This is a genomic window from Desulfuromonas soudanensis (genome assembly GCF_001278055.1).
Lineage (GTDB): Bacteria > Desulfobacterota > Desulfuromonadia > Desulfuromonadales > WTL > Deferrimonas > Deferrimonas soudanensis.
Genome location: NZ_CP010802.1, coordinates 3,894,721 through 3,921,133, shown reverse-complemented (window position 1 = coordinate 3,921,133; position 26,413 = coordinate 3,894,721). Strand labels below are relative to the sequence as shown.

Here is a 26,413-nt window from a genome sequence, read left to right as displayed (position 1 = left end):
TCTTCGTATTTTGGACCGAAAATTGCTTAATACCAGGCGGGGTTTGCGTGGACCGGAGAGCTTCGGGGACACAACATCCGGCTCCTTTTGTCGGGAGCGATTTTACCGAGGAGGATTTTGAGGCCGTTCGCCTCCATCTCTTGCAGGAGCGGGGGATCGACCTCGGCATGTACAAGGACCGTTGCATCAAGCGGCGGATTGCCACCCGGGTGCGGGCGCGGGGGTTTCATGCCCCGGGCCCCTACCTGGAGGTGCTGCGCCGGGAGCCCGAGGAAGTCACGGCGCTCCTGGCGGCCCTGACGATTCATGTCTCCCAGTTCTTCCGCAATCCCTCGACCTTCGCCGTCCTTGAGGGGGTGGTTCTCCCCGAATTGGTCGCTCGGGCCAGCGAGGAGGGTCGACGGGAGGTGCGGCTGTGGAGTCTCGGCTGCGCCGCCGGCGAAGAGCCCTATTCCCTGGCCCTTCTCGCCGAGTCTTTGGCTCCGGAGGTGCAGATATCCATTCTCGGCACCGACCTGAGCCCGGCGGTCCTGGAGAGGGCCCGGGAAGGACTCTATGACGCCCAGCGCCTCGTCGAGGTTCCCGAAGCGGTCCTGAATCGTTATTTTTCCGAGGAAGGTCGCGAATTCCGGCTCAGCCGGTCGATCCGCGAGAAGGTGCGTTTCGAGTGCCGGAACATCCTCGATTCCGGGGCCTATCCGCCGGCGGATCTGATCCTCTGTCGCAATGTGCTGATTTACTTCGGCCGTCGGGACCAGGAAACGATCCTTTCCAGAGTCGCCGCCGTCCTTCCTTCCGGGGGCTATCTGGTGCTGGGGAGAGCCGAGACGTTGCCGGGCGAGGTCAGAGGGCTGTTTCACGTCGCCTTTCCCGCCGAGCGCATCTACCGGAAGCTCTAGGGTCTTTCAGGTTCCTGGACCTTCGGGGGACGAATCCTCAGCTGAAATCGATCAATTGTCAATTTTTCCGGGATTGCAAAAGGAGTGGGCCAATGCGCATAGACATCAGCTATAAGTTCATCATGGGCTTCATTATTGTGGTGGCCTCCATCGTGCTGCTGAACGTTGTCGCACCCCATCTGGGGATACCCGAGGAGTGGCAGCAGCTGGTGACGGTGAGCGTCGCCATCCTGGTCGGGCTTATCCTCGGGTCGATCTTTTCCAAGGCCTTTACCGCCAACATCCGCCACCTCACCGAGGCCGCAGAAAATCTCAGCAACGGCAACCTTTCGCGGGTGGTGCGCCTGCGCAGCACGCTCTTTCCCGATGAGACCCATGATCTGGCCCTGTCGCTGAACCGGGTGGTGGAGAGCCTGCGCGAACTGGTCGGCTACATCCGCACCTCCTCGACCAAGGTTGCCGAGTCGTCCCAGAACCTTTCGGCGACTTCTCAGCAGATCACCGCCTCGGCTCACGAGGTCACCAACACCATCGAGCAGGTCAGTCGCGGGGCCGAAACCCAGGCGGAGATGATCGAGCGCTGCTCGCATCTGATCAAGGAGATGGCGACCTCCATCGACATGGTCGCCGCCTCGGCCGACAGGGTGGAGGATTCGGCCCGGGATACGGCCGACAATGCGCAGCGCGGCGGAGATCTCGCCCGGGCGGCGATGAAGAAGATGAAGCAGGTCCTCGGCGAAGTCGAGCAGAACGGAGCGCAGATCGTCTCCTTCGGCACCCAGGTCCAGAAGATCGGCAAGATCGTCGAGGTCATCACCGGCATCGCCCAGAAGACCAACCTGCTGGCCCTCAATGCCACCATCGAGGCGGCCCGGGCCGGGGAATACGGCCGCGGCTTCGCCGTGGTCGCCGAGGAGATCAGCAAGCTCGCCGACTCCACAGGGCGCTCGGCCGGGGAGATCACCGACCTCATCGGCGCCATTCGCGAGGAAAATCAGAAGGTCCAGGCCTCGATGAAGGAGAGCATCGGCGAGATGGATGCCGGCCGGGAGGCTCTCGACAGCACCGGTCAGGCCTTCGAGGCGATCATTCAGACCGCCCTCGGCACCCAGGTCAAGGCGACGGGAATCGCCGAGCTCTCCCAGAAGCAGACCGACGGGGCCAGGGAGCTGGTGGTGGCCATCGACGAGATTTCCAAGGTGGTAACCGACAACGCGGCCGCCACCGAGGAGGTTTCTGCGGCGTCCGAACAGCAGGCGGCATCCATGGAGGATATGGCCCATTCGGCGCAGGCCCTCTCGGCCCTGGCCGAAAATCTCCTCGATGTGGTCAAGCGTTTCCAGGTGGGGACAGAGAAGGGCTGAGGGGATCATGGAACAGGTTCTGATCTTTCAACTGGGGGAGGAGACCTTCGGACTGGAGGTGGCTCTCATCCAGGAGGTCGTCGAATCGCCGCTCCTCCATTACATCCCCCGGGCTCCGAATCACGTCCTCGGCGCCATCAATTTTCACGGCAACATCCTTCCGGTTCTCGATCTGGCCTCCTACCTCGGTTTTCCTTCCGGGGGAAGGGATCACCGGGTCGTCGTGCTCCCGCCGGAGGTCTGCTCCCTGGCCCTGGCCGTGGCCTCCATTCGCCGAATCATCCCCATGGATGCCGAGGCGCTCCTCCCCTTCCCGAGGGAGCAGCAGGAGCAGCTCTACATCCGGGCGGTGCTCAATTACCAGGGAACGATGATCAATCTGCTGGATACCACGCGGCTGCTGGCCAGCCTGGAAACCGTTTAGGACTTTGACAGGAGGAAAATAATGGGGCCCAAGGTGCTGATCGTAGATGATGCCTTGTTCATGCGCAACATGCTCAGGGACATCTTCGTCAAGGGGGGCTACTCCATTGTCGGCGAAGCCGCCAACGGCGTCGAGGCGGTGGAAAAATTCCAGGAATTCAAGCCGGACCTGGTGACCATGGATATCGTTATGCCCCTGAAGAGCGGAATCGAGGCTCTTCAGGAGATCAACCTCATCGATCCCAACGCCCGGGTCGTGATGTGCAGCGCACTCGGACAGGACGCCCTGGTGGTGGAGGCGGTGGAGGCCGGCGCAAGGGATTTCATTGTCAAGCCGTTTCAGGAACAGCGAGTCCTCGACGTAGTGCGGCGGGTTCTCGGTCAGGGCTGAGAAAGGTTCGGTCTCCGCCCGGTCCTTTTGCCTCCGTCCTTCGCCCGCAAAGGTTCGCCCATGGATATGTCCAAATACAAGGGGATGTTCCTCTCCGAGTCCAAAGAACATCTCCGGAGCATGAGCACCCTCCTCATCAACCTGGAGAAGAATCCCTCCGACCGCGAGGGGATCGATTCCCTCTTCCGTGAAGCCCATTCGGTCAAGGGGATGGCGGCTTCCATGGGGTACGACCGCACCACCGAACTCGCCCATCACCTCGAAGACTACATGGATGGTTTTCGCAAGAGCGGCGCCGTCCCTTCGGCCGCCGTCGACCGGCTCCTCGGCGGAATAGACCTCCTCGAGGGGCTTCTGGCCGACATCGAGGCCGACCGGGTCGAACGACCGATCGCCGCCTTCCTCGCCGCCGGCAAGGAACAGGGGACGGAAGAATTCGACGCCGAACTCGAACTCATTTCCGACCCCCCTCCGGTCGGGGAATCGTTTCCCGCCGGCGATGCTGTTGAAACCTCCCCCCTCTCCGTCGACCCTTCCTCCCTCCGCCTGGTGGTTGAACTGACTCCGGAGGCGATGGCCCCCTCGGCTCGCTTTCTCCTCCTCCTTCGGGAAGCGGGTCGCCTCGGCACCCTGGTGATGAGCGTTCCCAGCGAGGCGCAGTTGCGCAAAGGGGGGGAAATACGGCGCATGGAACTGACCCTGGATTCGGAGTTGGACCCGGACCGGGTCGTCGAACTCCTCTCGGGGGTCAGCGACGTCGCCCGGGTCTTTCGCCCCGCCTCCTCCGTCGCGCCGCCGAAAAGGGTCCGCCGGGAGGCGCAGCCTCAGACGGTGCGGGTGCGAACCGACCTCCTCGACCACTTCATCAATCTGACCGGGGAGTTGATCACGCAACGCTATATGTTGCAGACGGCCTCCCGCCAGGAACGCTGGTCCGATGTCCAGGGGGGGCTCGATCACCTGGCCCGCCTGATCAGCGCCCTGCACCACAACGTGCTGCAGGTGAGGATGATGCCGCTGGAGAGCATCACCGGCCATCTGCCGCGCCTGGTGCGGGATCTTTCCCGCAAGACCGGCAAGGAGGTGGTGCTGCGGGTGGAAGGGGAGGAGGTGGAACTGGACCGGGCGATTCTCGAGGGCCTGGCCGATCCCCTGGTGCACATGGTGCGCAATGCCGTTGACCACGGAATCGAGGAGCAGGGGGAGGTCGTTGTCCGTGCCTGGCGGGAAAGGGACATGGTCCTTCTCGAGGTCGCCGACAACGGACGGGGGATCGATGCCCTGGTCATCCGCCAGAAGGCGGTCGCCAAAGGGCTGATCTCTCCTGCCCAGGCCCGGTCCCTGCGGGATCGCGAGGCCCTGCAGCTGGTGTGCATCCCGGGCTTTTCCACGGCAACCGAAATTACGGAAACCTCCGGTCGCGGAGTCGGCATGGATGTCGTCAAATCGGCGGTGGAAAACCTCGGCGGCGGGCTGGAGATCCTTTCCGAACCGGGAAAGGGGACCCGCATGCGTCTCAAGCTCCCCCTGTCGGTGGCCATTATCCAGATCCTCCTCGTGGAGTGCTCCGGTCGCACCATCGGCATACCCATTACCAAGGTCGAACGGACTCTCGACCTTCCCCGGGAGGGAATCCAGACCTCGGGGCGCAAGGCGGTGATCCAGCTCGGCGAGGAAATGGTCCCCCTGTTGTCGCTGCACAAGATCCTCGGGCTCCCCAAGAACCCCTCCGAGGGGTCGATTTCGGTAGTGATCACCGAGGGTCGGGGACGCCGGGTCGGCCTGGTGGTCGACCGATTCTGCGGGCAGCGCGAGGCCTTCGTCAAGACCCTCGCCTTTCCCCTCGATTCCCTGGCCGGGGTCAGCGGCGCCACCGTCATTGGCGACGGCAGCATCATTTTCATTATCGATCCCCAGTACCTCCTCGAGGAGCGCACCGTCGCTCCCCTCTCCAGGGTCCCAGGAGACAGCCGATGACCTATGCCAGCATGACGGAAGGGCAGCTCGATGCCCTCAAGGAAATCAGCAACATCGGGATGGGCCATGCGGCGACCGCCCTCTCCCAGCTGATCGGCGAGACCGTCTACCTGCGGGTGCCGCGCATCACCGTGACCGACATCGGACAGGTCCCCGAACTCCTGGGGGGAGCAGAGCGGGTCGTCGCCGGCGTCACCCTGCAGATCCTCGGTGACGCCCGGGGGAATATTCTTCTGATTTTCCCGGCGGAGTCCGCCCTTCGGCTCATTTCCCGTCTCCTGGGGAAGGAGGCGGAGGGGATGGCCCTCGACGAGCTCGGGGAGTCGACGCTCAAGGAGGTCGGCAACATCCTGGCCTCGGCCTATCTCAGCGCCATGGGGAGCCTGCTGCACATAACCCTGATCCCCTCCATCCCCCTGCTGGCCTTCGACATGGCCGGGGCGGTGGTCGACTGTGTCCTGATCGAACTGAGTCAGGCCAGCGATCTGGCGCTGATGGTCGAGACCGAGTTTCACGGCAAGGAACCGAATCTGGAGCCGATCAAGGGGCATTTCTTTCTCCTCCCCGATCCCGGTTCCCTCGACGTTCTCCTGCGGGCGGTGGGGGGGAAGGAATGAATTCCAGGATCCGCGTCGGCATCTCCGAGTTTCATGTCGCCAGGGCGCCCGCCGTTCTGGTGACCTACGGCCTGGGGAGCTGTCTGGGCATCGTCCTGTGCGACCGGGAAAACGGGGTGGGGGGACTCGCCCACACCCTTCTCCCCTCCCTGCGGCCGGGAATCAGGGAGGTGCGGATGAGCAAGTTCGTCGACACCGCCATTCGCCTGATGGTCGAGGAGATGCTCCTTCAGGGGGCGCTTCGCGAGCGGATCGTCGCGGTGATCGTCGGCGGTGCCAACATGTTCGAGCCTCCCGGCGGCGTCCCGGCCAATGCCATCGGCACCCGAAATATCTCCGCCGCCCGCGACACCCTGCAGGCCCTCAACCTCCCCCTCCTGGCGGAGGATGTCGGCGGAAATTACGGGCGCACCGTCGAATTCGATCTGGCCACCTGGCAGGTGGCGGTGCGTTCGGTGCGAACTGGTGATAGAATCATTTCCATCTAAGCCCTAAGGAGAGACCCTATGAGACAGATTGCTGCTATTTTGCTGGTCCTGCTGCTGATTTCCGCAAACGCCTGCCTGGCCGCCGACGAGCGGATCGGCCTCAGCGACGTGATCAAGACGCTGGAAACCCCCTTCAGGATCGATGCGGTCGGTGCCCGCGGCACCGCATCCTCGGCCATTGTCGATTTCGAGGCCGATTTTTTTCAGGAGTCGCGCCTGGAGTCCCTCGACCGAATTCAGCGCGGCCGGGGGCGGGTGTCGGTCCTCTTCGACCGCACCCTGACCGACCGGGTCCCTTTGACCATGTTTTACTGGGAGTACGACCAGCCCACCACCCAGGAGATCATCTCCGACGGCAAAACCCTCTGGGTCTATCTGCCGGAGAACGCCCAGGTGATCGAGTCGCAGATCGATTTTACCAGCCGCGAGCGGGCCGACGACCCGACGACCTTCCTCACCGGCCTCGGAAACATTTCCCGGGATTTCCTCATCACCTGGGCCGAGCCGAATCAGGATGTGGAGGGGAACTATATCCTTGAGCTCCGTCCGCGGCGGACCTCGGCGATGATGCAGCAGATGCAGATCGTCGTCGACCGGGACGCCGTCCTGGCCTACACCCGAAGCGGGGTCACCGGCAACATCCTGCCGATCCTCTCCTCGACCGTCACCGACCCCAACGGCAACCGCACCACCATCGAATTCAGCAACGTCCGCGTCAACCGCGGCCTGAGCAGCAGCCGGTTCCGCTTCATTCTGCCGGCCGGCGTCGAGGTGCTCCGCCCCACCGGCGGCGAAATGGGCTTTTAGACCTTTTCTCCGACAGCAGGAAGTGGCCGCCCCGGAATCGGACTTTTCAGCCGGGGCGTTTCTGTGTTACAAGTGATTGATTCAATGGGGTTTGTGTCCCCCGACTCCCCCGAAGGCCATGGAGGTTTTTGATGCCCAGTTTCGATGTCGTATCCAAGGTGGACATGCAGGAAGTCGATAACGCGGTCAACCAGGCTCTCAAGGAGATTGAGCAGCGCTTTGATTTCAAGGGGAGCCACAACGAAGTCACCCTCGAAAAGGACGCCATCGTCCTCCTCGGGGCCGACGACTACAAACTGCAGGCGGTCATCGATATTCTCAAGGGGAAGCTGGTCCGGCGCAATGTCTCTCCCAAATGTCTCGATTTCGGCAAGAAGGAGCCGGCTTCGGGCGGGGCGGTGCGGCAGCGGGTGACCATCGTCCAGGGGATTCCCACGGAAAAGGCCAAGGAGATCATCAAGCTGATCAAGGAGGCCAAGCTCAAGGTTCAGGCGCAGATCATGGAGGAACAGGTGCGGGTCACCTCGAAAAACATCGATGATCTGCAGGACGTCATTCAACTGCTCAAGGGGAAAGACCTCGACGTCGAACTGCAATTCGTCAACATGCGTTCCTGATCCGGGAACCGAGCGTACCGCCTCCGCTGCGAGGCGATTTCATCTGAGGACCGCGAATTTGGACAAGCAGAAAGTCAGCCTGGTCAGCCTGGGCTGCCCGAAAAACCTGGTCGATGCCGAAGTCATGCTCGGCCATCTCCCCACCGACCGCTTCGAAATCATCACCGACGAATCGAAGGCCGACATTATCATCGTCAATACCTGCTCCTTCATTCAGGACGCCAAGGAGGAGTCGGTGGAGACGATCCTCGAGGTCGCCGACTACAAGAAGACCGGGCGCTGCAGGCTCCTGGTCGTCTCGGGATGTCTGCCGCAGCGCTACCGCGAGGAGCTGTTGCGCGAACTGCCGGAGGTCGATCTCTTCATGGGGACGGGGGACGCGGCGCGGATCGTCGAACTCCTCGATGCCCATGTCCCCGGCCAGGCGCCCCGCCATGAGGTCGGCCTCCCCGACTTCCTCTACGACCACACCACCCCCCGGGTCAAGTCGTCCCCCTTCTATTCGACCTACGTCAAGATCGCCGACGGCTGCTCCAACCACTGCTCCTACTGCATCATCCCCCAGTTGCGCGGGACTCTGCGCTCCCGGTCCATCGACTCCCTCGTCTCCGAGGTGCGGACCCTGACGGCGGAAGGGGTGAAGGAGATCAACCTGATCGCCCAGGACATCACCGCCTACGGTCGGGATCGGGAAGACGGCGCCTCCCTCGAGGATCTCCTGCGCGCCCTGGTGAAGATCGAGGATCTGCAATGGCTGCGTCTCCTCTATGCCTACCCCGACGCCATCGGTCCCGAGCTCATCGAGCTGATGGCCAGCGAAGAGAAGATCTGCAACTACCTCGACATCCCGCTTCAGCACATCGACGACACCATCCTCAAGAAGATGAATCGTCGGGTCGACGAACAAACGATCCGCGCCCTGCTTGCTCGGGTGCGGCAGAGAATTCCCGACGTCACCCTGCGCACCTCCTTTATCGTCGGTTTTCCCGGCGAAACCGAAGAGCAGTTTGCCGCCCTCCTCTCCTTCGTCAACGAGGGGCATTTCGAGAGGGTCGGCGTCTTCCGCTATTCGCGGGAGGAGGGAACCGCCGCGGCGGCTCTCGAGGAGCAGATTCCCGAGCGGGTCAAAAAGAGCCGTTACCAGAAGCTGATGAAAGCCCAGAGCCGGGTTTCCTTTCGCAAGAACCGGGCCCTGGTCGGACGCATCGAGCCGGTGCTGGTGGAGGGGGTCAGCGAAGAGACCGATCTGCTGCTGCGGGGGCGAAGCATCCGCCAGGCTCCCGACGTCGACGGCCAGGTCTACATCACCGCCGGCCAGGCGGAAATCGGCGCCATCGTCCCCTTGAGGATCACTGATTCCTCCGAATACGACCTGATCGGCGAGATCTGTCAGGACGAAACCGCCGGCGAGGCATGAAGCCCTCGCCGCCGCCGGAAGAGGCGAGGCGCACCCCGGCGTGGTTCCTTCGCCCTCCTCTCCTCCTCGCCGTCCTGGTCCTGGTCGCTCTCTTCTGCACCCAGCGCTGTACCGGCAAAAGAGAGGAGGACCTGAGCCGCAGTCGCATCATCATGGGGACGGTGGTGGAAATCACCGTTCTGGGAAAGACGGCAGGGGAGGCGTCGGCGGCCATCGATGAGGCCTTTGCCGTAATGGCCCGCATCGAGGCGCTGATGACCCCCCACGACCCGGCAAGCGATGTCGCCAGGCTCTCGGGGGCGCTCAGCGCTCTCGAGGTTTCGGCCGAGACGGCGGAGGTTGTCGCCCTCGGGGAGAGGGTCGCCGCAGCCAGTGACGGCGCCTTCGATATGGCCCTCGGTCGCCTCAAGGAGTTGTGGGGGGTCGAAGGAGAGGCGCCGCGGGTTCCGACGTCCGCCGAAATTGACGCTGCCCTCGAAGGGACGGGGGTCGGAGACCTGATCCGGGATGGGCAGACCATCGTCAAGCGCTCCCCGGACCTTGCCGTTGATCTCGGCGGCATCGCCAAGGGCTACGCCGTCGACCGGGCCGCGGCCGTTCTGCGCAGAGCGGGGGTAAAAAGCGCAGCGATCAATGCCGGAGGGGACATCCGTCTGCTCGGCGATCGAAATGGGCGCCCCTGGCGCATCGGCATCCAGCATCCCCGGGAGGACGGCAGGCTCCTGGCCACCCTTTCCCTCGGCCCGACGGCGGTGGTGACCTCGGGGGATTACGAACGGTATTTCGAGGTCGGGGGAGTGCGATATCATCACCTCTTCGACCCGGCCACCGGTTACCCGTCCCGCCGCTGCCAGAGCGTGACGGTGGTGGCCGAGAGCGCGGCCCTGGCTGACGCCCTGGCGACCGCCGCCTTCGTTCTCGGTCCCGAGGGGGGACTGAGGCTTCTTGAAAAATTCCCCGGAGCCGAGGTGATTCTGGTGGCCGCAGACGGTTCCCGGCACGTAAGTCCCGGGTTGCAGGGAGCCGTGACGTGGCCCTAGCAGACCTGCTGAGGCGGACCACGCTCCTCGACCGGGTCCTGGTTCTGGCCCTCTTTTCCGCCGCCCTCCTCTCTCTTCTCCTGTTGCGACCGGGGGAGAGGGGGGAGTTAGTCATCGTCGAGCAGGGGGGGCGGATCGTTTACCGGGCGCCCCTGGAGCAGGAGCGCACTCTTCGCCTCTCCGGGCCGCGAGGAGAGACGGTTCTGAATATCGCCGGCGGTCACGCCTGCATTGTCTCCGCCTCCTGTCCCCACAAGGTCTGCATGGGGATGGGGGAGATCGCCCGTCACGGCGAGCTCCTCGCCTGCGTCCCCAACAATCTGCTGGTGCGCATCGAGGGGGGAAAGAAAAGGGATGGGGACTTTGATCTCCTCAGTCGCTGAAGCCGAAGAGCTGGAAAGGATGCGGCGCCGGATCTTTCTCGGGCTCTTCGCCGCCCTGGCCGTGGCCCTGCATACCCTGGAAGCCCTCCTCCCTTCCCCGGCCCCCTGGTTCCGCCTCGGATTCGCCAATATCCTGACCCTGACGGCTCTCTTCCTCTACGGGGGGCGGGCCGCCTGGAGTCTGACCCTGACCCGCATCGGTGTCGGGTCCCTGGTCCTGGGATCCCTTTTTTCTCCCGGATTCTTCCTTTCCCTGGCCGGAGGGACCCTGGCGACGGCCCTGATGGTCGGAGCCAAAGCCCTGTTCGGACAACGAATCGGCCCGGTGGGAGTCTCCGCGCTCGGAGCCTGCGGCCACGCCGCCGGTCAACTGCTGGTCGCCTGGCTCCTGCTGGTACGCCACCCGGGGCTGCTCAATCTCTTTCCCCTCTTTTTTCTCTTCGCTCTCGGTACCGGCATCGCCAACGGCATCGCCGCAAGTCTCCTCCTCGACCTGCTGCGCAGCCATCGGGCCTTCGGCGGCTCCACCGAAAGGAGCACCGGAAATCCCCCTCTTCCGGAAAAAAACGAAAGGACGCCGACATGATCCTGCGCACTGCCCCCCTTCTCCTTTTTTTCTCTCTCTTTGCCTGCGTCCCGGCCGGTCCTCCGGCTCCGGTCCCTCTCGACGTCGCCGCTATTTCGGCGGCGGCCGCGGCGCTTCCCGGTGTTCGGATCGATTCCGTCGACCCGCTGTCCCTGAGCTATCCGGGAGAAATTCTTTTCGCCCGGGGAGCCGTCCTCCCCCTCCCCGGCGGCCCCGCTCTTCTCGATCCCCTGGCGGCCCTGATTGCCGCCGAGCCCCGGAGTCGGTGGCGGGGGACGGTGCGAAGTGCCGGCGGGGAGTCTCCCCCCTACGACCTCGCCCTGGCGGAAAAGCGTCGGGAGCTGCTCGAACGCTATCTGCAGGGTCGAGGGGTTCAGACCGGGCTCGTAACACTTGTCGCGGTTGCGGAGGAGGGTCCCCCCCTGGAGCTGACGTTGCTGGGGGATCAGGGGATGAACGCGGCAATTTCTTCCGGAGTGAAGCCGTAGCGTTCCTTGCAGAACTCGCAGGTGACCGTAGTCTCCTCGCTGCCGGCGGCCATCTCCCGCAGTTCCTTCTCCCCCAGGGACCGCAGCATCCCCGCGACCTGCTCGCGGCTGCAGTTGCAGCGGAAACTCAAGGGTATCTCGTCCTTGACGGAAAAGGGGATGCCGGTAAAGATCCGCTGCAGGATCTCGACCGGACCCTCCCCCTGGCGCAGCAGCTCGGTCGTTGCCGGCAGTGCCGCCAGATTCGCCTCTATGAGGGGGATCAGCGATTCGTCCCCGCCGGGGAGGAGCTGGATGAGAAAACCGCCCGCCACCGCCACGCCGAGTTCGGGGTCGAGATAGACTCCGAGGCCCACCGTCGAGGGGACCTGCTCGGAGGTCGTCAGATAGTAGGCGAGATCCTCGGCAATCTCTCCGCTTTGCAGCTGCACCATGCCGCGGTAGGGTTCCTTGAGACCGAGATCCTTGATGACGTGAAGGAATCCGGCCCGGCCGACGGCCGCGGCCACGTCGAACTTCCCCTGTCGCAGCGGCAGGGCGCTGACGGGTTCCTTGATCGAAGCGCGCACCTGTCCGCAGGCATCGGTTTCGGCGTGGAGTTTCTTGAGGGGGCCGTTCCCCTCGATCATCAGTGCCAGGCGCTGCTCCCCCTTGAGGAGGCTCCCCATGAGGGCCGCTCCGGTGGCCAGGCGTCCGAGAGCGACGGTGGCGGTGGGATCGGTGTCCTGGCGGCGCCGGCACTCCTCGACCAGATCGGTGGTGACGGCGGCGACGGCGCGCAGTGAGCCGTCCTCGGTCATGATGCGGGTCATGCGGTCGCTCATGGTTTCTCTCCCTGGTGGAACGCCGTCGCGCACGCACCCCTTGCCGTCCGGCGGTTTATGGTTATCATCAAATATCGGCAAAACGGGACCGACTAAAAAAAGGGTCCCCGAACAAGAATCCTGGCAACGTCTCCGGAGGAAACATGAAGATCATTTTGCCGGTGGCCGGCAAGGGAACCCGCCTGCGCCCCCACACCCATACCAAGGCCAAATCGCTGGTGCACGTCGCCGGCAAAACCGTCCTCGAGCACATCATCGGCCGCCTTGCCCCCCTGGTGGCGTCCGAATACATCTTCATCACCGACGAAAACAGCGCCCAGATCGAAGGCTTCATGAAGGAGAAATTTCCGCAAATCCCCTGCCGCTACACGGTGCAGAAGCAGCGCCTCGGTCCGGCCCACGCCGTGGCTCTGGCCGCCCCGTTCATTGAGAAGGGGGACGATGTTCTGGTCGTCTTCAACGATACCATTTTCGTCGCCGATCTAACGGCCATCCCCCGACTCTGCGCCGACGCCGACGGGCTGATCTATTCCAAGGAGGTGGAGGACTACCAGCGTTTCGGGGTCAATGTCGTCAACGACGGCTACATCACCGGCATGGTGGAGAAACCGGACACCCCCATCTCCCGTCTGGCCCAGGTCGGGCTCTACTATCTCAAGGATGGTCGGGGCTTCATGGATTACCTCGAGCGCACCATCGCCGCCGGGGAGACGGTGAAGGGGGAATATTACCTGCCGCCGGTCTTCATGCGCATGATCCGCGACGGCCTCAGGTTCCGGGCCCCGGAAATCGACGCCTGGCTCGACTGCGGCAAGCCGGAAACCCTCCTCGAGACTAACCGCTATCTGCTGCGGGGGCGCCATCACGTGCACGGGGAGGCGATCAACACCGTTCTCGTCGAACCGGTGCACATCGCCGCCGGGGCGAAGGTGAGAAACTGCATTCTCGGCCCCAACGTCTCTATCGCTCCGGGGTGCGTTATCGCCGAGAGCATCATTCGCGACTCGATTGTCAACGTCGACAGCGAAGTGCGCGACCTGGTTCTGCATTCGACGATTCTCGGCGATTCGGTGCGCCTGATCGGAGCGCCGCAGCGAATGAACATCGGAGATCACTCGCTCATTGAGATGGAAGGGGCGTAGAAAGCGCCCCCTCTCCGTCCGGAGGCGGACAGAGGGCGATGGCGGCGTAGATCCTGGCGGCGGCGACGACCTCGGCCAGCGAGGTCTGCTCGTCGGCGGTATGGGCGGTTTCCAGGGACCCGGGGCCGAGGATCAGAGGGCGCACCCCGGCCTGGAAAAAAAGATTGCCGTCCGAATGGGAACGAAAGGCGTCGAGGCGCAGGGGCATTCCCAGTTTGTGATAAATCCTGTCCAGTTCCCCGGCGATGGGGTTTTCCTCCCCGAGGCGGTACCCCTGGGAGGCGAAATCGAAGCTGACTTCGAGGTTGAGATCGGCGATGAAGTTTTTCCCCTCTCCGGCCCGCAGGCGGATCGCCTCCTGGACGGCCCCCGGCTGCATTTCCGGCGGGAGGTGCAGGTCGATCCAGGCTTCGCAGCGGTCGGGGACGACAAAGCCGGCCCGAGCCGAACTCAGCTCGCGGATCGAATAGACCAGACCGGAGGTCTCCCGGTCGAAGAGGGGGTCCTTGCCGAGGTGCAGCAGGACCCGCAGCATCGACTCCACGGCGTTGTGGCCCAGTTCCGGCAAGGAGGAATGGATCCTCCAGCCGCGGGTGACGAATCCGGCCTCGAGATAGCCGTAGTGGGCGAAACAGGCGGAAAGGGAGGTCGGTTCGCCGATCACCACCCAGGGAGGGCGGCGCTTCTGCAAAAAAGCGGCGCTGCCGTCGCCGTTTTCTTCTTCCCCCACCACCAGCAGCAGCCCAACCGACGGCCGCTGGTCGGCGGGGAGGGCGGTCGCCAGGGCGACAAAGGCCTCGACCATCGCCGCACACCCCCCCTTCATGTCGGCGCTGCCGAGGCCGGCAATGATACCGGCTTCCTCCTTCGGTCCGTATTCATCCAGATCCCAGGCGGCGACGGTATCGACGTGCCCCACCAGGTAGAGCCAGGGCTCCCCCTCCCCCATGGTCACTTCGAGGTTGTAGCGGTCCTCTTCCACCACCTGCCGGGTGACGGCGAAACCTGCGGCCGTGAGGTGTTCTTCCAGGTAGAGCTGCAGATCCTCCTCTTTTCCCGAAGGCGAATAGATGTCGAGCATCTCCAGAAACATCGTGCGCAGCCGTTCGGGGTCGATGGCCCTCCAGACCTCCTTGAGCAGGGGGTTCATATCTTTTTCCCGGTCTTCCGTCGCGCCTGACGCGAGAGATTGAGAGTCATGTAGACATGCTCCTGGATGTTGTCGAAGCCCTGTTTTTTAAAGAAGCGGATCGCCCCTTCGTTGTCGGCGGCGGTGTCGATGATGATCATGCGCACCGCCTGCTCTTGCATGCGGCGGCGGATCTCGGTGAAGAGCCGCTGGCCGACCTGCCCCTTCTGCAGCCCCTTGCGCACCCCGAGCCAGACCAGATACCCGTATTTCCACGGCGAGTTGTGCTTGGTGACCGTGGTGCCGAGGGCAAACCCGAGGATGGAGCCGTCCTCACCCTCGGCGACGAGGCAGAGTTCGCTGTCGCTGTTGAACAGGGTGGTGATCTCGTATTCATCCCAGGTGCGGTAGAGGCTCTGGGAAAATTCGGCGGTGAAGATTTCTTCGCCGATGTGGAAGACGTCGGAGAAGTCATCAATGGTCATTTCGCGAATCTGCGGTTTTTCATCGGCTCTGGATGGAAAGTCGGACACGGTTCACCTCGAAAACGTAGGGGTTGGCATTGAGAATTACTATAGCAAATTCGGTGTATTGTGCGAAGAACCAATTGCAGCTATATTAGAGGACTGGCCGCCCGGCGGCCCCTGGACTCCCCACCCGAAAAAACGACAGGGAAACAATGACCGCCATCGAACAGTTTCTCCCTTATCTCCTCCCCCCTCTCCTCGGCGCCTTCATCGGCTACGTGACCAACTACATCGCCATCCGCATGCTCTTTCGCCCCCTCAAGCCCTGGCATCTCTTCGGGGTGCGCCTCCCCCTGACTCCGGGAATCATCCCGGCCAAGCGCGGCGAGCTGGCGGTGCGGATGGGCGCCATGGTCGGCTCCCACCTGCTGACGTCCGACGATGTCGGCCGCACCCTGGAGAAGGAGGGGTTCCGCCGCGAATTGCGCGGGGCGGTGGACGAAAAGCTCGGCGGCTTCCTCGACCGCGAACTCGGCCCCCTGGCCTCCCTGGTCCCCGCCGAATTCCGCGGCCGCTTCCGGGAACTCACCGATCTGCTGCGCTGGAAGGTCTGCAAGGCGCTCTATACTTACATGGACAGCCCCGAGTTCGAGGAGCGGCTCCGGGGTTACCTGCAGCGCAAGGGGGACGAGCTGCTGGCCCGGGACCTGGAGAGCTTTCTCACCCCTGAGCGCTACGAAGCCCTGCGGGGGCATCTCGAGGGGCGCATCGGCGACTTTCTCCGCTCCGCGGAGGTCGCCCGGGCCGTGGCCGGGTTCGTCGATGCCCGGACCGAGCAATGGCTGAGTTCCGAGCGAACCATCCGCGCCCTGCTCCCCGCCGATCTGGTGGAGGTGATCCTCGCCCAGCTGGAGAAGGAGGTCCCGCCCCTTCTGGAAAAATTCGGCGGCATGCTCTACGACCCCGAATTCCGCGAGCGCCTGGTGGCGAAGGGGAAGGAGGGGATCGAGGCCTTTCTCGATTCCCTCGGGGGGCTCTCGGGGCTGTTGGCGGGGTTTATCAATATCGACAAGATCTACGGCCGAATTCCCGAATTTCTCGACAAGGCCGGGGACGAGCTCGCCCGCTGGCTGCGGGAGGAGAAGACCCAGGCTCAGGTCTCGGCGATGCTGCGCGAGCGTATCGACGCCCTTCTCGACCGCCCCTTGAGCGTCTATCTGGAGAAAGTCCCCTACGAGAAGGTTGCCGGAGTCCGGCGCTTCGTGCGGGAGCGGGCGGTGGCGGCGGTGCAGGGGCGGCGGGCCGTGGAGACGGCGCTGGCCCTGGTGGAGGGGGGGATCGGCGGTGTCAAGGACCGCTCCTTTGCTTCGCTGCTGACAAAGGCTCTCCCCGAGGGGGGGGTGGATCGGGTGCGCACCTTCCTTTGCCAGCGGCTGCTGGCGACCCTGCGCGCTCCCGAAGCCCGTCAATCCCTGGAACGTCTGGTCGCCGAAAAGACCGAGCGCTACCTTTTCAGCGTTTCCCTCGGCAAGCTGGCGGCACGCCTCCCCGCCGATGTGCGGGAAGAGCTCGAGGAGGGGATCTGCCGCCTCCTCGGCGAGATCCTTAAAAAGGAAGTTCCGCCGCTGGTGGAGACCCTCAACGTGGCGCGAATGGTCGAGGACAAGGTCAATACCCTCGACATCCTCGAGGTGGAGGGGCTGCTGATGGGAATCATGCAGGAGCAGTTCAAATATATCAATATCTTCGGCGCCTTGCTCGGCGCCCTCATCGGCCTCCTCAACCTGCTGCTGCTGGGGATGTTCTAGACATAATGGCTGACAGTTAGAGACAAAAAAAGACCTGCCCCTTGCAAACGTGGGTTATGTTGGAAGCTCTTGAACCCCAACACAGAGCCAAAATCAAGGAGGCAGGTCATGAAGAAGTCTAGCATGTTTATCGGGTTGGACGTCCACAAAAACTCCATTGAGATCGCTATCGCCGAGGAGGGTCGCACCGGCGAAATTCGACACTATGGGAAAATTGACGGGAGTTTGGTTGCTCTCGACAAGGTTGTTAGGAAACTGGTTTCGAGAGGCTGCGAACTCCATTTCGTCTACGAAGCTGGCCCTTGTGGCTATGATGTTTACCGACACCTTACATTTCAGGGGTTCGATTGTGTGGTGGTAGCGCCCTCAAAGATCCCCAAGAAAAGCGGCGACCGTATTAAGAATGACCGCCGGGATGCCCAAATGCTTGCCCGCCTGCATCGAGCCGGTGAACTGTCTCCCGTTTTTGTGCCTCTTACCGAAGATGAAGCCATGCGGGACCTTACCCGATCAAGGGAGGATGCCAAGGCGTCGGAGAAAAAAGCCAAGCAGCACATTCTGGCATTTCTTCTTCGACACGGTCACCGATTCAGTGGACGAACCCCCTGGAGCCAGGCACATATGCGCTGGATCGCTGGAATCAAAATGCCTCATCCGGCCCAGCAGATTACCCTTCAGGAATATGTCGGCGCGCTTACTGAAAGCACTCGGCGGGTGGAGCGGCTGACTGAGCAGATTCAACAACTCTTGCCCCAGTGGCGGATGTTTCCGGTAGCTAAAGCCTACCAATCCCTGCGAGGCGTCTCCTTGATTGTCGCAGCCACAACCGTTGCTGAAATAGGAGATTTGAAGCGCTTTAAGAGCCCCGTTGAACTGATGTCCTATCTCGGACTGGTTCCATCGGAACATTCCAGTGGCGAGACAACGAAACGAGGTTCAATTACCAAAGCAGGCAATGGACATGTGCGCCGGGTCCTGGTGGAAGCCTCCTGGGCTTACCGCCTTCCTGCCCGGGTCAGTCGGGAGTTACGCAGACGACAAGAAGGCCTGTCGCAAGCAATTTGCGATATCTCCTGGAAAGCTCAACTCCGATTATGTGCCCGCTACAAACGTATGCTGGCGAAGGGTAAATCCAAACAGGTGATCGTGACGGCTATAGCTCGAGAACTCTGTGCTTTTATGTGGGCAATAGCCCATGAAGTTGAAATCCCGGCCATGGCATAACAAACCACAAACAACTCAATCACCTCAAAAACCTGTTGGAGAAAGCATATTGAAGCAAAACTAACATTCCAGGGCAGTTACAGGGGCGCAACCGCGGTCAGGAGAACCCTCGAGGACACTATTGGATAAGGCCTTGGCCGAACTCACGTTACTAGAGAGAGGCAGCTCCGCGACGAAGACAAGTCTGGCGGTACCCAACCCGCGAATATCAGTCTGATTAGCCGTCGCAATACAGGTTCCGCCCCTGCAAGTGCCCTGGAACATAACGCACGAAAAACCGCTGAAAATCAGTTGGGCAGTGAGCGTTTCTTCTATTGACAACTGTCAGCCATATCAGTGTCCCGATTGGTTACTTCCGTCCATTAATTCTGGTCCTTTTGGCCGCTCCCTGCGTTGGGTCTTCTCGGCTTAAGCCCGGCTAGGCCTGCGTCGACCCGCCTTGGCAGCGACCAAAATGCCTCAGAATTATCTGAATGGACTAACCAAACGGGACACTGGCCCGTGTCTTCCGCCACTCGACAGGGGGGATTTGGACGCTAGACTCAAGAAATCACCTGTTGCCGCATCCCTCTCCCCTCGCCGTGCAAAGATAAGGACGCCGCCATGTCAGCCGATTCTCCGGACAAGAATCAACTGAGCGCCACCCTCACCGATCTTCCGCCGCTGGGCACCGATGTGCTCAGTCTGGTGGACGATTTCCGCAGTTACTATACCTATCACCTGGGGCGTGACCGCCACTGCACCTCCAATCACTACGCCTACCAGGCGCTGGTGCTGATTCTGCGCAACCGGCTGATGGAGCGCTGGAAGAACACCCGCTACGCCTATGAGGGGGTCGATTCCCGCCACGCCTACTACCTCTCCCTCGAGTTCCTCATGGGGCGCGCTCTCGGCAACGCCACCCTCAACCTCGGCCTCGAAGAGTCCACGACTCTGGCTCTGCAGTGTCTCGGCTTCGAACTCGAGGATCTCGCCGAGGCCGAACAGGACGCCGGGCTCGGCAACGGCGGTCTCGGTCGGTTGGCCGCCTGTTTTCTCGACAGCTGCGCCACTCTGCAGCTGCCGGTCACCGGCTACGGGATCCGCTACGAGTACGGGATGTTCCGCCAGGAGATCGTCGACGGGCACCAGGTGGAGGAACCGGACCACTGGCTGCGCGCCGGCAACCCCTGGGAGATCGAGCGCCCCGAGTACACCCAGCGCATCCATTTCGGCGGCCGCAGTGAATTCTACCGCGACCACGCCGGGGCCCTGCGGGGGCGCTGGGTCGGTACCAGCGATGTGCTCGCCGTCCCCTATGATCTGCCGGTGCCCGGCTTTCAGAACGGCACTGTCAACACCCTGCGACTGTGGAAGGCGGCGGCCACCGACGAGTTCGACCTCGGCGAGTTCAATGCCGGCTTTTATCCCGAATCGGTCGCCGCCAAGAACGTCGCCGAGTTGATCACCCTCGTCCTCTACCCCAACGATTCCAGCGAGAACGGCAAGGAGCTCAGACTCCATCAACAGTATTTTCTCGCTTCGGCCAGTCTCCAGGACGTTCTCGCCCGCTGGATCGGCACTCACGGTCGGGATTTCTCGACCTTTGCCGAGAAGAACGTCTTCCAGCTCAACGACACCCATCCGAGCTGCTGCGTCCCGGAACTGATCCGTTTGCTGATGGACGAGCACGCCCTTTCCTGGGACGAAGCCTGGGAGATCGTCCGCCGGACCATGGCCTACACCAACCACACCCTCCTCCCCGAGGCCCTGGAGAAATGGCCGGTGCGCATCTTCCGCCAATTTCTGCCGCGGCTGCTGGAGATCATCTACGAAATCAATGCCCGCTTTCTCGAGGAGGTCGCCCGACGCTGGCCCGGGGACAGGGAGCGCCAGCGGCGCATGTCTCTCATCGAGGAGGGGGACGAGCCGAAGGTGCGCATGGCCTACCTGGCCATCGTCGGCTCCTTTTCCGTCAACGGCGTCGCCGCTCTCCACTCCCGCCTCCTGCAGGAAGGGCTGTTCCGGGATTTCTTCGAGCTGTGGCCGGAGAAATTCAACAACAAGACCAACGGCGTCACCCCTCGCCGCTGGCTCGCCTGGTGCAATCCTGGACTGCGGGGGCTGCTCAACGAAACGATCGGCGAAGGGTGGGTTGCCGACCTCGAAGAGTTGCGCCGTCTCGAGGCCCATGCCGGGGACCGGGGATTCAGGGAGCGCTGGCAGAAGGTCAAGAGGGTGAACAAGGAGCGACTTGCGGCCCTCGTTGAAAGGGAATGCGGCGTCTCCTTTGATCCGGCGGCCCTCTTCGACGTCCAGGTCAAGCGCATCCACGAATACAAGAGGCAGCTGCTCAATATCCTCCACGTCATTCATCTCTACGACCGGATCAAGCGGGGGGAGACCGCCGGCTGGACGCCGCGCTGCGTCCTTCTCGGCGGGAAGGCGGCGCCCGGCTACGTCATGGCCAAGAGCATCATCAAGCTGGCCAGCAACGTGTCCCGTGTGGTGAATGCCGAGCCGGCGGCCGCGGGGCTGCTGAAGATGGCCTTCTTCCCCAATTACCGGGTTTCAGCCATGGAGGTCATCTGTCCGGGGACCGATCTCTCCGAGCAGATTTCCACCGCCGGGAAGGAGGCCTCGGGGACCGGAAACATGAAGTTCATGATGAACGGCGCCCTGACCATCGGCACCCTCGACGGCGCCAATATCGAGATCCGCGAGGAGGTCGGCGACGAAAACTTCTTCCTTTTCGGCCTTACCGCCGAGGAGGTGGCGGACACCCGCGCCCATTACGATCCGGCAGCGATCATCGCCGCCGATCCCGATCTGGCCCGGGTGATGCAGCTCCTTGAAAGCGGCCATTTCAACCAGTTCGAACCGGGAATCTTCGATTCCGTCGTCCGGGCCCTCCTCAGCCCCGGCGACCCCTGGCTCGTCCTGGGGGATTTCGCCTCCTACGCCGAGGCCCAGCGCCGCGCCGCGACGGCCTACAGGGATCCGGAGGAATGGACAAGGATGAGTATTTTGAACACCGCCGCCAGCGGCAAGTTTTCCACCGACAGAACGATGCGTCAGTACGCCGGGGAGATCTGGCAGCTGGCGCCGGTCCCGGTCCTGGAGCCCGGGGGGTAGGAAGAAGAGGGAACCGCCCTGCTGCAGCGCTTGCAATCGGACTTTTTTGTGGCACTCTTTTAATCATGTGCGATTAATTCTTTGCAGCAGGAGCCGCCGCCGGTTTTGGGTGCAGCGGCAAGGGAGGCGGCGGGGAAGATGACCGATCTCGTGCAGTGGGTCTCCGGTGTCGAGGAGACGGCAGCCAAATTTTACTCGGGCGCCTCGCAACGTTTTCAGGCCGACCCGGTGCTGGCGAAATTTTTCGCCGACATGGCCGAGGAGGAAGAGGGGCACCGCCGTCTGCTGCAAAAGGCCGAGATTGCCCGCGGTGAAAGGGGGTTGGCCCATCCCGCCGTCGCCATCGACCAGATGACCCGTCGACGGGTGGAGGGGCGTCTGACGACGGCCCTGGAGGAGCTGAACCGGGGACGGCTCGACCGCAGCCGGGTACTCGAGCTGATGGTCGAGGTGGAATTTTCCGAATGGAACGACCTTTTTCTCTACGTCATGGAGGCGATAAAGGGGGGCGGCCGGGAATTCCAGCGCACCGTCGCCGAGATCGATCGGCACAAGAGGGGGATCGAACGTTTTCTCGCCAACCTCCCCGACGGGGGGAAGCCCCTGGCGCAGCTGCAGCGGATCTCTCCCCTGTGGCAGACCCGGATTCTTGTGGTCGAGGACGATCCCGCGGCCAATCGCCTGCTGCAGCAAACCCTCTCCCGTCTCGGGCATGTGGAGACGGCGGCCAACGGGGAGGAGGGTCTGGAGAAGGTCAAGGGGGGGTACTTCGACGTGATCCTCTCCGACGTGAAGATGCCCCTGATGAGCGGCATCGAATTCTACCTCCAGGCCCTGCTCGTCGAACCGGATATCGGTGAGCGTTTCCTCTTCTTCACCGGGATCGTTCAGGGAGAACACCAGGACTTTTTCCGCACCACCGCCGTTTCCCGCCTCAACAAACCCGCCTCCATTCTGAGCATCCGCCGGGCGGTCGACGACATCGCCCACCGCCGCCGCACCTGCCACTGATTTCCTCCCCTCAGGGGTGCCGCTCGCACCAATCCTTGCCGGACGCCTCCAATGCCGTTTAAGATGGAGCCTCACCGGGGAATGATCCCCTGCAAGCGGAGGTCTATCGTGAATCTGAAACCGGAATTGATCGGCCAGATGGAAAGGGTGCTGACATCCCTCGAGCAGCTCCTTCCCCGTCCTGTCCCCAGAATCGACTGGGGGACCTGTTATGCCGCCAACTTGCGGCGTCACTCCTTTACCGGCACGCTCGAGCCAATTCCTGCAGTGAGCGCCACCACCCTCGACGAACTTCTCGGTATCGATGAACAGAAGCGCCTCGTCGAGAACAACACCCGGCAGTTCCTCGCCGGGCTCCCCGCCAACAATGTCCTTCTCTGGGGGACCCGCGGCACCGGCAAATCCTCTCTGGTGCGGGCCATTCTCAACGCCTATGCGGCGCGGGGCCTGCGGGTCATCCAGGTCGACAAGAACGATCTTGTGCATCTCCCCGATATCTTCGCCGCCGTTGCGGCGCAGCCCTACCGTTTCATTCTGCTGTGCGACGATCTCTCCTTCGAGCCGGGGGAACTCGGTTACAAGATGCTTAAGAGCGCTCTCGACGGCTCGGTCTACGCGGCGCCGGACAACGTCCTCATCTACGTCACCTCCAACCGTCGCCATCTCCTCCCCGAATATCCCACCGACAACCTCGGTGCCAAGATGGTCAACAACGAGATACACCATGGCGAGGGGATCGAGGAAAAGATTTCCCTCTCCGACCGCTTCGGCCTCTGGGTCCCTTTTCACGCCTTCTCCCAGGAGCATTATCTGCGGGTCGTACGGCAGTGCATCGAAACGCTCGGTCGCCGACAGGGCGCGATCATCCCCTGGACCGAGGAGCTCAGCCTCGAGGCGATTGCCTGGTCCCACGACAAGAGCAAACGCTGCGGCCGAACCGCTCTGCAGTTCGCCAGTCACTGGGTGGGGCAGACTCTGCTCGGAGACTGAAAAAAAGGGACCTCAGGGGGGGCGGATGGCGGCGGGGCGTTCCATGATGGCTTCGACGGCAAGGCCGATGGGGATGGCAAAGAGGATGGTGAGGAGAGAGCGTGTGAGGGAGAAGCCCCAGCCGAGGTACTGGACCTCCAGGGGAATCATGGGGATTTTTACCGCGTAGGCGGCCAGGACCGTGACGATCACTCCCCAGCGCGCCCCCTGGGCGCGGATGCTCATCAGCAGCGGAAATATGATGTAGGCCGGGCCGATGAGGACGGTGCCGCAGGCGGCGGCGATGAAAAAGGCGCGAAAACCCCCTTGGCGACCGAGGAGGCGGGAAATCAGATCGCGGCTGATCCAGACCTGGATCACTCCGACGAGCCCCATGACGGCCACGATGAGCAGCAGCACCGAGGAAAAGGAGGTGCCGGCCACCGTCAGGGCCTCGAGGGCCCGATCGGGGGTGACGGAAAAGGCCCAGCCGTAGAGGACGATGGCCAGCAACAGAAGCCACTGGCTGCGTAGCAGCGTCCAGAGGGTTCCCTTCAGCTTCATGCCACCACCCCGACCAGCAGTCCGATCAGGAGGGCGGCGAGAAAGGCGATGCCGTTGCGCGCCAGGGCGAAGCGGAGCCCGAAGACTTCGGCCTCCACCGGCAGGGAAATGACTCCCACGGAGACCCAGGAGACGATGAAGGCGGCAATGGCCGGCGGCCAGGCCCCGGCCGCCAGGAGCGACCCCGCCAGGGGGAAGGCGGCCACGGGTGGGCCGATGGCCACCGCGCCGAGGAGGCCGCCGCTCACCAGGGCACTCCAGCCCGAGGCGGCGCCGAGGCGCTGCTGGATCGCTTCGGGGGGGAGGTAGACCTGGAAGAGGCCGATGAGGGCGAAGACGGCAATGAGAAGAGGGAAGAGCCGCCCCAGGGATTGGCCGGCGACGGCCAGGCTCTGTCGGGTACGGCCCGGGGAGATTCTGAAGAGGACGCCGTAGGTGATGACGATCAAAAGGAGGTAGGTCAGGCCGACGTTGGTCACAGGGGAGGCTCCATGGCGGGGGATGCGCCATCTTAGCCTGCGCCCGGGCCGGGGGAAAGGGATTTTTATGCCGGCTAGCGCTTGCGGCGCTTCGATTCCCAGAGGGTCGGCTCGACCTCGGCGCTGTAGCGGGCCACGAACTCGCCGATTTCCTCCCGGGTCAGTTCGATTTCCTCGCCGCTGAGCTCGATGCGGTCGCGACGTTCGGCAATCAGTGTATTAAACAACTTCTCCGCATGGTCCGGACCGAGATGGCAGTAACGAATCAGGCGGGTGACGACGTCTTCCTGGTGCTGGCGGTCGGTCATGGGGGTCTCCTTGGAAAAATGGGGGCTGGCTTGCGCCGGTCCCTGTGGCCGGCTCTGCCGAACCTGCTTCAATTTTATTCCATTTCTCCCTTCTGGCAAGGGACACCTTTACTGCCGATGGCTCGTCGTGGGACAATAGGGGCCTGAAACCTGTTTTCCCGGGAGTATTCATGGATTTGCTTGTCCGCTACCGCCTTCTTCTGGAGTCGATCGACGCCTGGTTTGCCGGCGCCCAGGCTCTCTACAGCGACCGCATGGCCTGCGCCCGGGGCTGCACCGGCTGCTGCCGCGGGCTATTCGACATCACCCTCCTCGATGGCGCCCTCCTCAAGAGCGGATTCGACCGCCTTCCCGCCGCCCTGCGCTCCCCGGTTCTGAAGAAGGCCGAAGCGCGCCTCGCCGAACTGCAGGGCCGCTGGCCCGAGTTTGCTCATCCCTACCTGCTCAACGCCATGGCCGACGAAGAGTGGACGGAGATGCCCGAGGAGGACGAGACTCCCTGCCCCCTCCTCGACGGCGACGGCTCCTGCCTGATCTATGCCTTTCGCCCCATGACCTGCCGCCTCCACGGCCTCCCCAACATCGACGGCAGCGGCGAGTCCTTCTCCGACCTCTGGTGCACCCGCAACTTCACCGGCGGCGAGAGCCCCCTGACCCTGACTCCCTTGCGCTGGGAGTTCCGGCGCGCCTTCGAGGAGGAGATGGCCCTCTTCGGCGAATTCACCGCCCGACGCTTCGGCCAACGCCGCAGAGAACTCGACACCTTTATTCCCACCGCCCTCCTCATCGATTTTCCCTCCCTGACCGCCGCCGACCTCCCTCTCCTTCCGGGAGGAATTAGCCGTTGACAACAGAGGTTCTCTATATATAAAATTCACGATGTCCATTGGTGGACGTCCGGGCCTTGGGCCAGAGGGGAGCCGCGCATGAAAATTACCGATTCCGCCAGGGAGAAGCTGCAGATCCTTCTCGGAGAAAACCCCGGGAAGAAACTGCGCCTCGTCTTCGAGGGGTTTGGCTGAGGGGGGCCCAAACTGGGCCTGGCTCTGGATGAGCCAAACGACAAGGAAAAAACGGTTAACCTGGGCGGTCTCGAGATCCTGATCGCCGAGGAGGTCGCCCCCTACACCGCCGAGCAGGTGGTCGATTACGTCGACTCCCGGCTGGGAAAAGGATTTGTCATCCGCAGGGCCTCCGGCGCCGCCGGTTGCTGAGGGGGCGGATCGCCAAATGCAAAGGGGCCGGTTTTGCTTAGCAAAACCGGCCCCTTTTTTTACTGACTCCTCGATCAAAGATCAGGCGCGTTGAAAACCGACAGCGACATCCTGGCGGTGAGCGGCGTCGATCTTCCACAACTCCCGGCCGTTGAAACGGAACTGGTTGGCGATCAGGACGTCGGGAAACTGCTCGATGCGGATGTTGTAAATATTGACCGCATCGTTGTAGAACTCGCGGCGGTCGGCGATCATGTCCTCGAGTTCGGAGATCCGCAGGCTCAGACGCATGAAGGCGGCGTCGGCCTTGAGCTCGGGGTAGCGCTCGACCACCATGAAGAGAGACTTGAGGGTCTCGGTGATGGCGTTTTGCCCCTGCAGCTTTTCGCTTTCGCTCGTGGCGTTGTTAACCATGGAACGGGCCTTGATCACCGCCTCGAGGGTTTCCCTCTCATGCTGCATGTACCCTTCGCAGACCTTGACCAGCTTGGGGAGTTCGTCGAAACGCTGCTTGAGAAGGACGTCGATGTTGCTCCAGTCCCGGGCCACGTTGTTGCGCAGCTGCACCAGGCCGTTGTAGATGGTGACGCCGTAGGTGATGAGCACCAGCAGAGCCAGAAGCAGTCCTGCCAAAACGATCCAGCCGATCATGTTTGACCTCCT

The 26,413-nt window shown here is 62.8% G+C and carries 29 protein-coding genes; 22 read left to right on the top strand and 7 right to left on the bottom strand.

Annotated elements, in window-relative coordinates:
- Positions 1–47: 47 nt before the first annotated feature.
- From DSOUD_RS17455 to DSOUD_RS17390, 14 genes are all read left to right on the top strand, one after another.
- On the top strand, positions 48–899 hold the full coding sequence (locus tag DSOUD_RS17455) for a CheR family methyltransferase (RefSeq protein ID WP_053552198.1): 852 nt from the start codon (positions 48–50) through the stop codon (positions 897–899).
- 92 nt (positions 900–991) lie between these two features.
- Positions 992–2,263: a methyl-accepting chemotaxis protein gene (locus DSOUD_RS17450; protein ID WP_053552197.1), complete on the top strand. Its 1,272-nt coding sequence runs from the start codon at positions 992–994 to the stop codon at positions 2,261–2,263.
- A gap of 7 nt (positions 2,264–2,270) precedes the next feature.
- Entirely contained in the window at positions 2,271–2,687 is a 417-nt protein-coding gene (locus tag DSOUD_RS17445) for a chemotaxis protein CheW (RefSeq protein WP_053552196.1), read from the top strand.
- A gap of 21 nt (positions 2,688–2,708) precedes the next feature.
- Positions 2,709–3,077, top strand: a complete 369-nt coding sequence (locus DSOUD_RS17440) for a response regulator (protein WP_053552195.1) — start codon at positions 2,709–2,711, stop codon at positions 3,075–3,077.
- 60 nt (positions 3,078–3,137) lie between these two features.
- Positions 3,138–5,054, top strand: a complete 1,917-nt coding sequence (locus DSOUD_RS17435; RefSeq protein WP_053552194.1) for a chemotaxis protein CheA — start codon at positions 3,138–3,140, stop codon at positions 5,052–5,054.
- The gene (locus DSOUD_RS17430; protein ID WP_053552193.1) at positions 5,051–5,671 is read left to right on the top strand and encodes a chemotaxis protein CheC; all 621 of its coding nucleotides are present in this window, start codon (positions 5,051–5,053) and stop codon (positions 5,669–5,671) included. The genes DSOUD_RS17435 and DSOUD_RS17430 overlap by 4 nt, the downstream gene beginning before the upstream one ends.
- Entirely contained in the window at positions 5,668–6,159 is a 492-nt protein-coding gene (locus DSOUD_RS17425) for a chemotaxis protein CheD (protein WP_053552192.1), read from the top strand. Before DSOUD_RS17430 ends, DSOUD_RS17425 begins: the two co-directional genes overlap by 4 nt.
- An 18-nt stretch (positions 6,160–6,177) precedes the next feature.
- Positions 6,178–6,966 carry a LolA family protein gene (locus DSOUD_RS17420; RefSeq protein ID WP_053552191.1) on the top strand — a complete coding sequence of 263 codons (789 nt, stop codon included), beginning with the start codon at positions 6,178–6,180 and terminating at the stop codon, positions 6,964–6,966.
- A 131-nt stretch (positions 6,967–7,097) separates the two neighbouring features.
- Positions 7,098–7,583: a YajQ family cyclic di-GMP-binding protein gene (locus DSOUD_RS17415; protein ID WP_053552190.1), complete on the top strand. Its 486-nt coding sequence runs from the start codon at positions 7,098–7,100 to the stop codon at positions 7,581–7,583.
- A gap of 58 nt (positions 7,584–7,641) precedes the next feature.
- A complete protein-coding gene (gene rimO, locus DSOUD_RS17410; protein WP_053552189.1) occupies positions 7,642–9,000 on the top strand; it encodes a 30S ribosomal protein S12 methylthiotransferase RimO in 1,359 nt (452 codons plus the stop codon).
- Positions 8,997–10,040 carry an FAD:protein FMN transferase gene (locus DSOUD_RS17405; protein WP_053552188.1) on the top strand — a complete coding sequence of 348 codons (1,044 nt, stop codon included), beginning with the start codon at positions 8,997–8,999 and terminating at the stop codon, positions 10,038–10,040. The genes rimO and DSOUD_RS17405 overlap by 4 nt, the downstream gene beginning before the upstream one ends.
- Positions 10,031–10,423: a NusG domain II-containing protein gene (locus DSOUD_RS17400; RefSeq protein ID WP_053552187.1), complete on the top strand. Its 393-nt coding sequence runs from the start codon at positions 10,031–10,033 to the stop codon at positions 10,421–10,423. The genes DSOUD_RS17405 and DSOUD_RS17400 overlap by 10 nt, the downstream gene beginning before the upstream one ends.
- Positions 10,395–11,009 (top strand): Gx transporter family protein, encoded by a 615-nt coding sequence (locus DSOUD_RS17395; RefSeq protein ID WP_082351363.1) that lies wholly within the window; start codon positions 10,395–10,397, stop codon positions 11,007–11,009. The genes DSOUD_RS17400 and DSOUD_RS17395 overlap by 29 nt, the downstream gene beginning before the upstream one ends.
- Positions 11,006–11,497 (top strand): hypothetical protein, encoded by a 492-nt coding sequence (locus tag DSOUD_RS17390; RefSeq protein ID WP_053552186.1) that lies wholly within the window; start codon positions 11,006–11,008, stop codon positions 11,495–11,497. The genes DSOUD_RS17395 and DSOUD_RS17390 overlap by 4 nt, the downstream gene beginning before the upstream one ends.
- Here DSOUD_RS17390 and hslO read toward each other — a convergent pair.
- Positions 11,455–12,321 (bottom strand): Hsp33 family molecular chaperone HslO, encoded by an 867-nt coding sequence (gene hslO / locus DSOUD_RS17385; protein WP_053552185.1) that lies wholly within the window; start codon positions 12,319–12,321, stop codon positions 11,455–11,457. The two genes, DSOUD_RS17390 and hslO, sit on opposite strands and share 43 nt — an antisense overlap.
- A 143-nt stretch (positions 12,322–12,464) precedes the next feature.
- Between hslO and DSOUD_RS17380 the strand changes: the two genes are divergently transcribed.
- Positions 12,465–13,463, top strand: coding sequence for a sugar nucleotidyltransferase (locus tag DSOUD_RS17380; RefSeq protein WP_053552184.1), 999 nt, complete (start codon positions 12,465–12,467; stop codon positions 13,461–13,463).
- Here DSOUD_RS17380 and DSOUD_RS17375 read toward each other — a convergent pair.
- The gene (locus tag DSOUD_RS17375; protein ID WP_053552183.1) at positions 13,441–14,613 is read right to left on the bottom strand and encodes a M20 family metallopeptidase; all 1,173 of its coding nucleotides are present in this window, start codon (positions 14,611–14,613) and stop codon (positions 13,441–13,443) included. The genes DSOUD_RS17380 and DSOUD_RS17375 overlap by 23 nt on opposite strands.
- Positions 14,610–15,077, bottom strand: a complete 468-nt coding sequence (locus DSOUD_RS17370) for a GNAT family N-acetyltransferase (RefSeq protein ID WP_053552445.1) — start codon at positions 15,075–15,077, stop codon at positions 14,610–14,612. Before DSOUD_RS17370 ends, DSOUD_RS17375 begins: the two co-directional genes overlap by 4 nt.
- A 194-nt stretch (positions 15,078–15,271) precedes the next feature.
- Between DSOUD_RS17370 and DSOUD_RS17365 the strand changes: the two genes are divergently transcribed.
- From DSOUD_RS17365 to DSOUD_RS17345, 5 genes are all read left to right on the top strand, one after another.
- The gene (locus DSOUD_RS17365; protein WP_053552182.1) at positions 15,272–16,867 is read left to right on the top strand and encodes a DUF445 family protein; all 1,596 of its coding nucleotides are present in this window, start codon (positions 15,272–15,274) and stop codon (positions 16,865–16,867) included.
- Positions 16,868–16,975: 108 nt separating this feature from the next.
- On the top strand, positions 16,976–18,091 hold the full coding sequence (locus DSOUD_RS17360; RefSeq protein WP_053550358.1) for an IS110 family RNA-guided transposase: 1,116 nt from the start codon (positions 16,976–16,978) through the stop codon (positions 18,089–18,091).
- A gap of 603 nt (positions 18,092–18,694) precedes the next feature.
- The gene (locus DSOUD_RS17355; RefSeq protein WP_053552181.1) at positions 18,695–21,205 is read left to right on the top strand and encodes a glycogen/starch/alpha-glucan phosphorylase; all 2,511 of its coding nucleotides are present in this window, start codon (positions 18,695–18,697) and stop codon (positions 21,203–21,205) included.
- 138 nt (positions 21,206–21,343) lie between these two features.
- The gene (locus DSOUD_RS17350) at positions 21,344–22,216 is read left to right on the top strand and encodes a response regulator (protein WP_053552180.1); all 873 of its coding nucleotides are present in this window, start codon (positions 21,344–21,346) and stop codon (positions 22,214–22,216) included.
- A gap of 105 nt (positions 22,217–22,321) precedes the next feature.
- Positions 22,322–23,206, top strand: a complete 885-nt coding sequence (locus DSOUD_RS17345; RefSeq protein WP_053552444.1) for an ATP-binding protein — start codon at positions 22,322–22,324, stop codon at positions 23,204–23,206.
- Positions 23,207–23,218: 12 nt separating this feature from the next.
- Here DSOUD_RS17345 and DSOUD_RS17340 read toward each other — a convergent pair whose 3' ends face one another.
- From DSOUD_RS17340 to DSOUD_RS17330, 3 genes are all read right to left on the bottom strand, one after another.
- Positions 23,219–23,749, bottom strand: a complete 531-nt coding sequence (locus tag DSOUD_RS17340; protein WP_053552179.1) for a permease — start codon at positions 23,747–23,749, stop codon at positions 23,219–23,221.
- Entirely contained in the window at positions 23,746–24,228 is a 483-nt protein-coding gene (locus DSOUD_RS17335) for a permease (protein ID WP_053552178.1), read from the bottom strand. Before DSOUD_RS17335 ends, DSOUD_RS17340 begins: the two co-directional genes overlap by 4 nt.
- A 74-nt stretch (positions 24,229–24,302) precedes the next feature.
- Positions 24,303–24,536, bottom strand: coding sequence for a hypothetical protein (locus DSOUD_RS17330; RefSeq protein ID WP_053552177.1), 234 nt, complete (start codon positions 24,534–24,536; stop codon positions 24,303–24,305).
- A 170-nt stretch (positions 24,537–24,706) separates the two neighbouring features.
- Between DSOUD_RS17330 and DSOUD_RS17325 the strand changes: the two genes are divergently transcribed.
- Both DSOUD_RS17325 and DSOUD_RS19105 read left to right on the top strand, forming a co-directional pair.
- A complete protein-coding gene (locus tag DSOUD_RS17325; RefSeq protein ID WP_053552176.1) occupies positions 24,707–25,384 on the top strand; it encodes a YkgJ family cysteine cluster protein in 678 nt (225 codons plus the stop codon).
- 78 nt (positions 25,385–25,462) lie between these two features.
- Positions 25,463–25,750, top strand: a complete 288-nt coding sequence (locus DSOUD_RS19105; RefSeq protein ID WP_341475713.1) for a HesB/IscA family protein — start codon at positions 25,463–25,465, stop codon at positions 25,748–25,750.
- A gap of 81 nt (positions 25,751–25,831) precedes the next feature.
- Here the strand turns inward: DSOUD_RS19105 and DSOUD_RS17320 are convergent, their stop codons facing one another.
- Positions 25,832–26,401, bottom strand: coding sequence for a LemA family protein (locus tag DSOUD_RS17320; protein ID WP_053552175.1), 570 nt, complete (start codon positions 26,399–26,401; stop codon positions 25,832–25,834).
- Positions 26,402–26,413 lie beyond the last annotated feature (12 nt).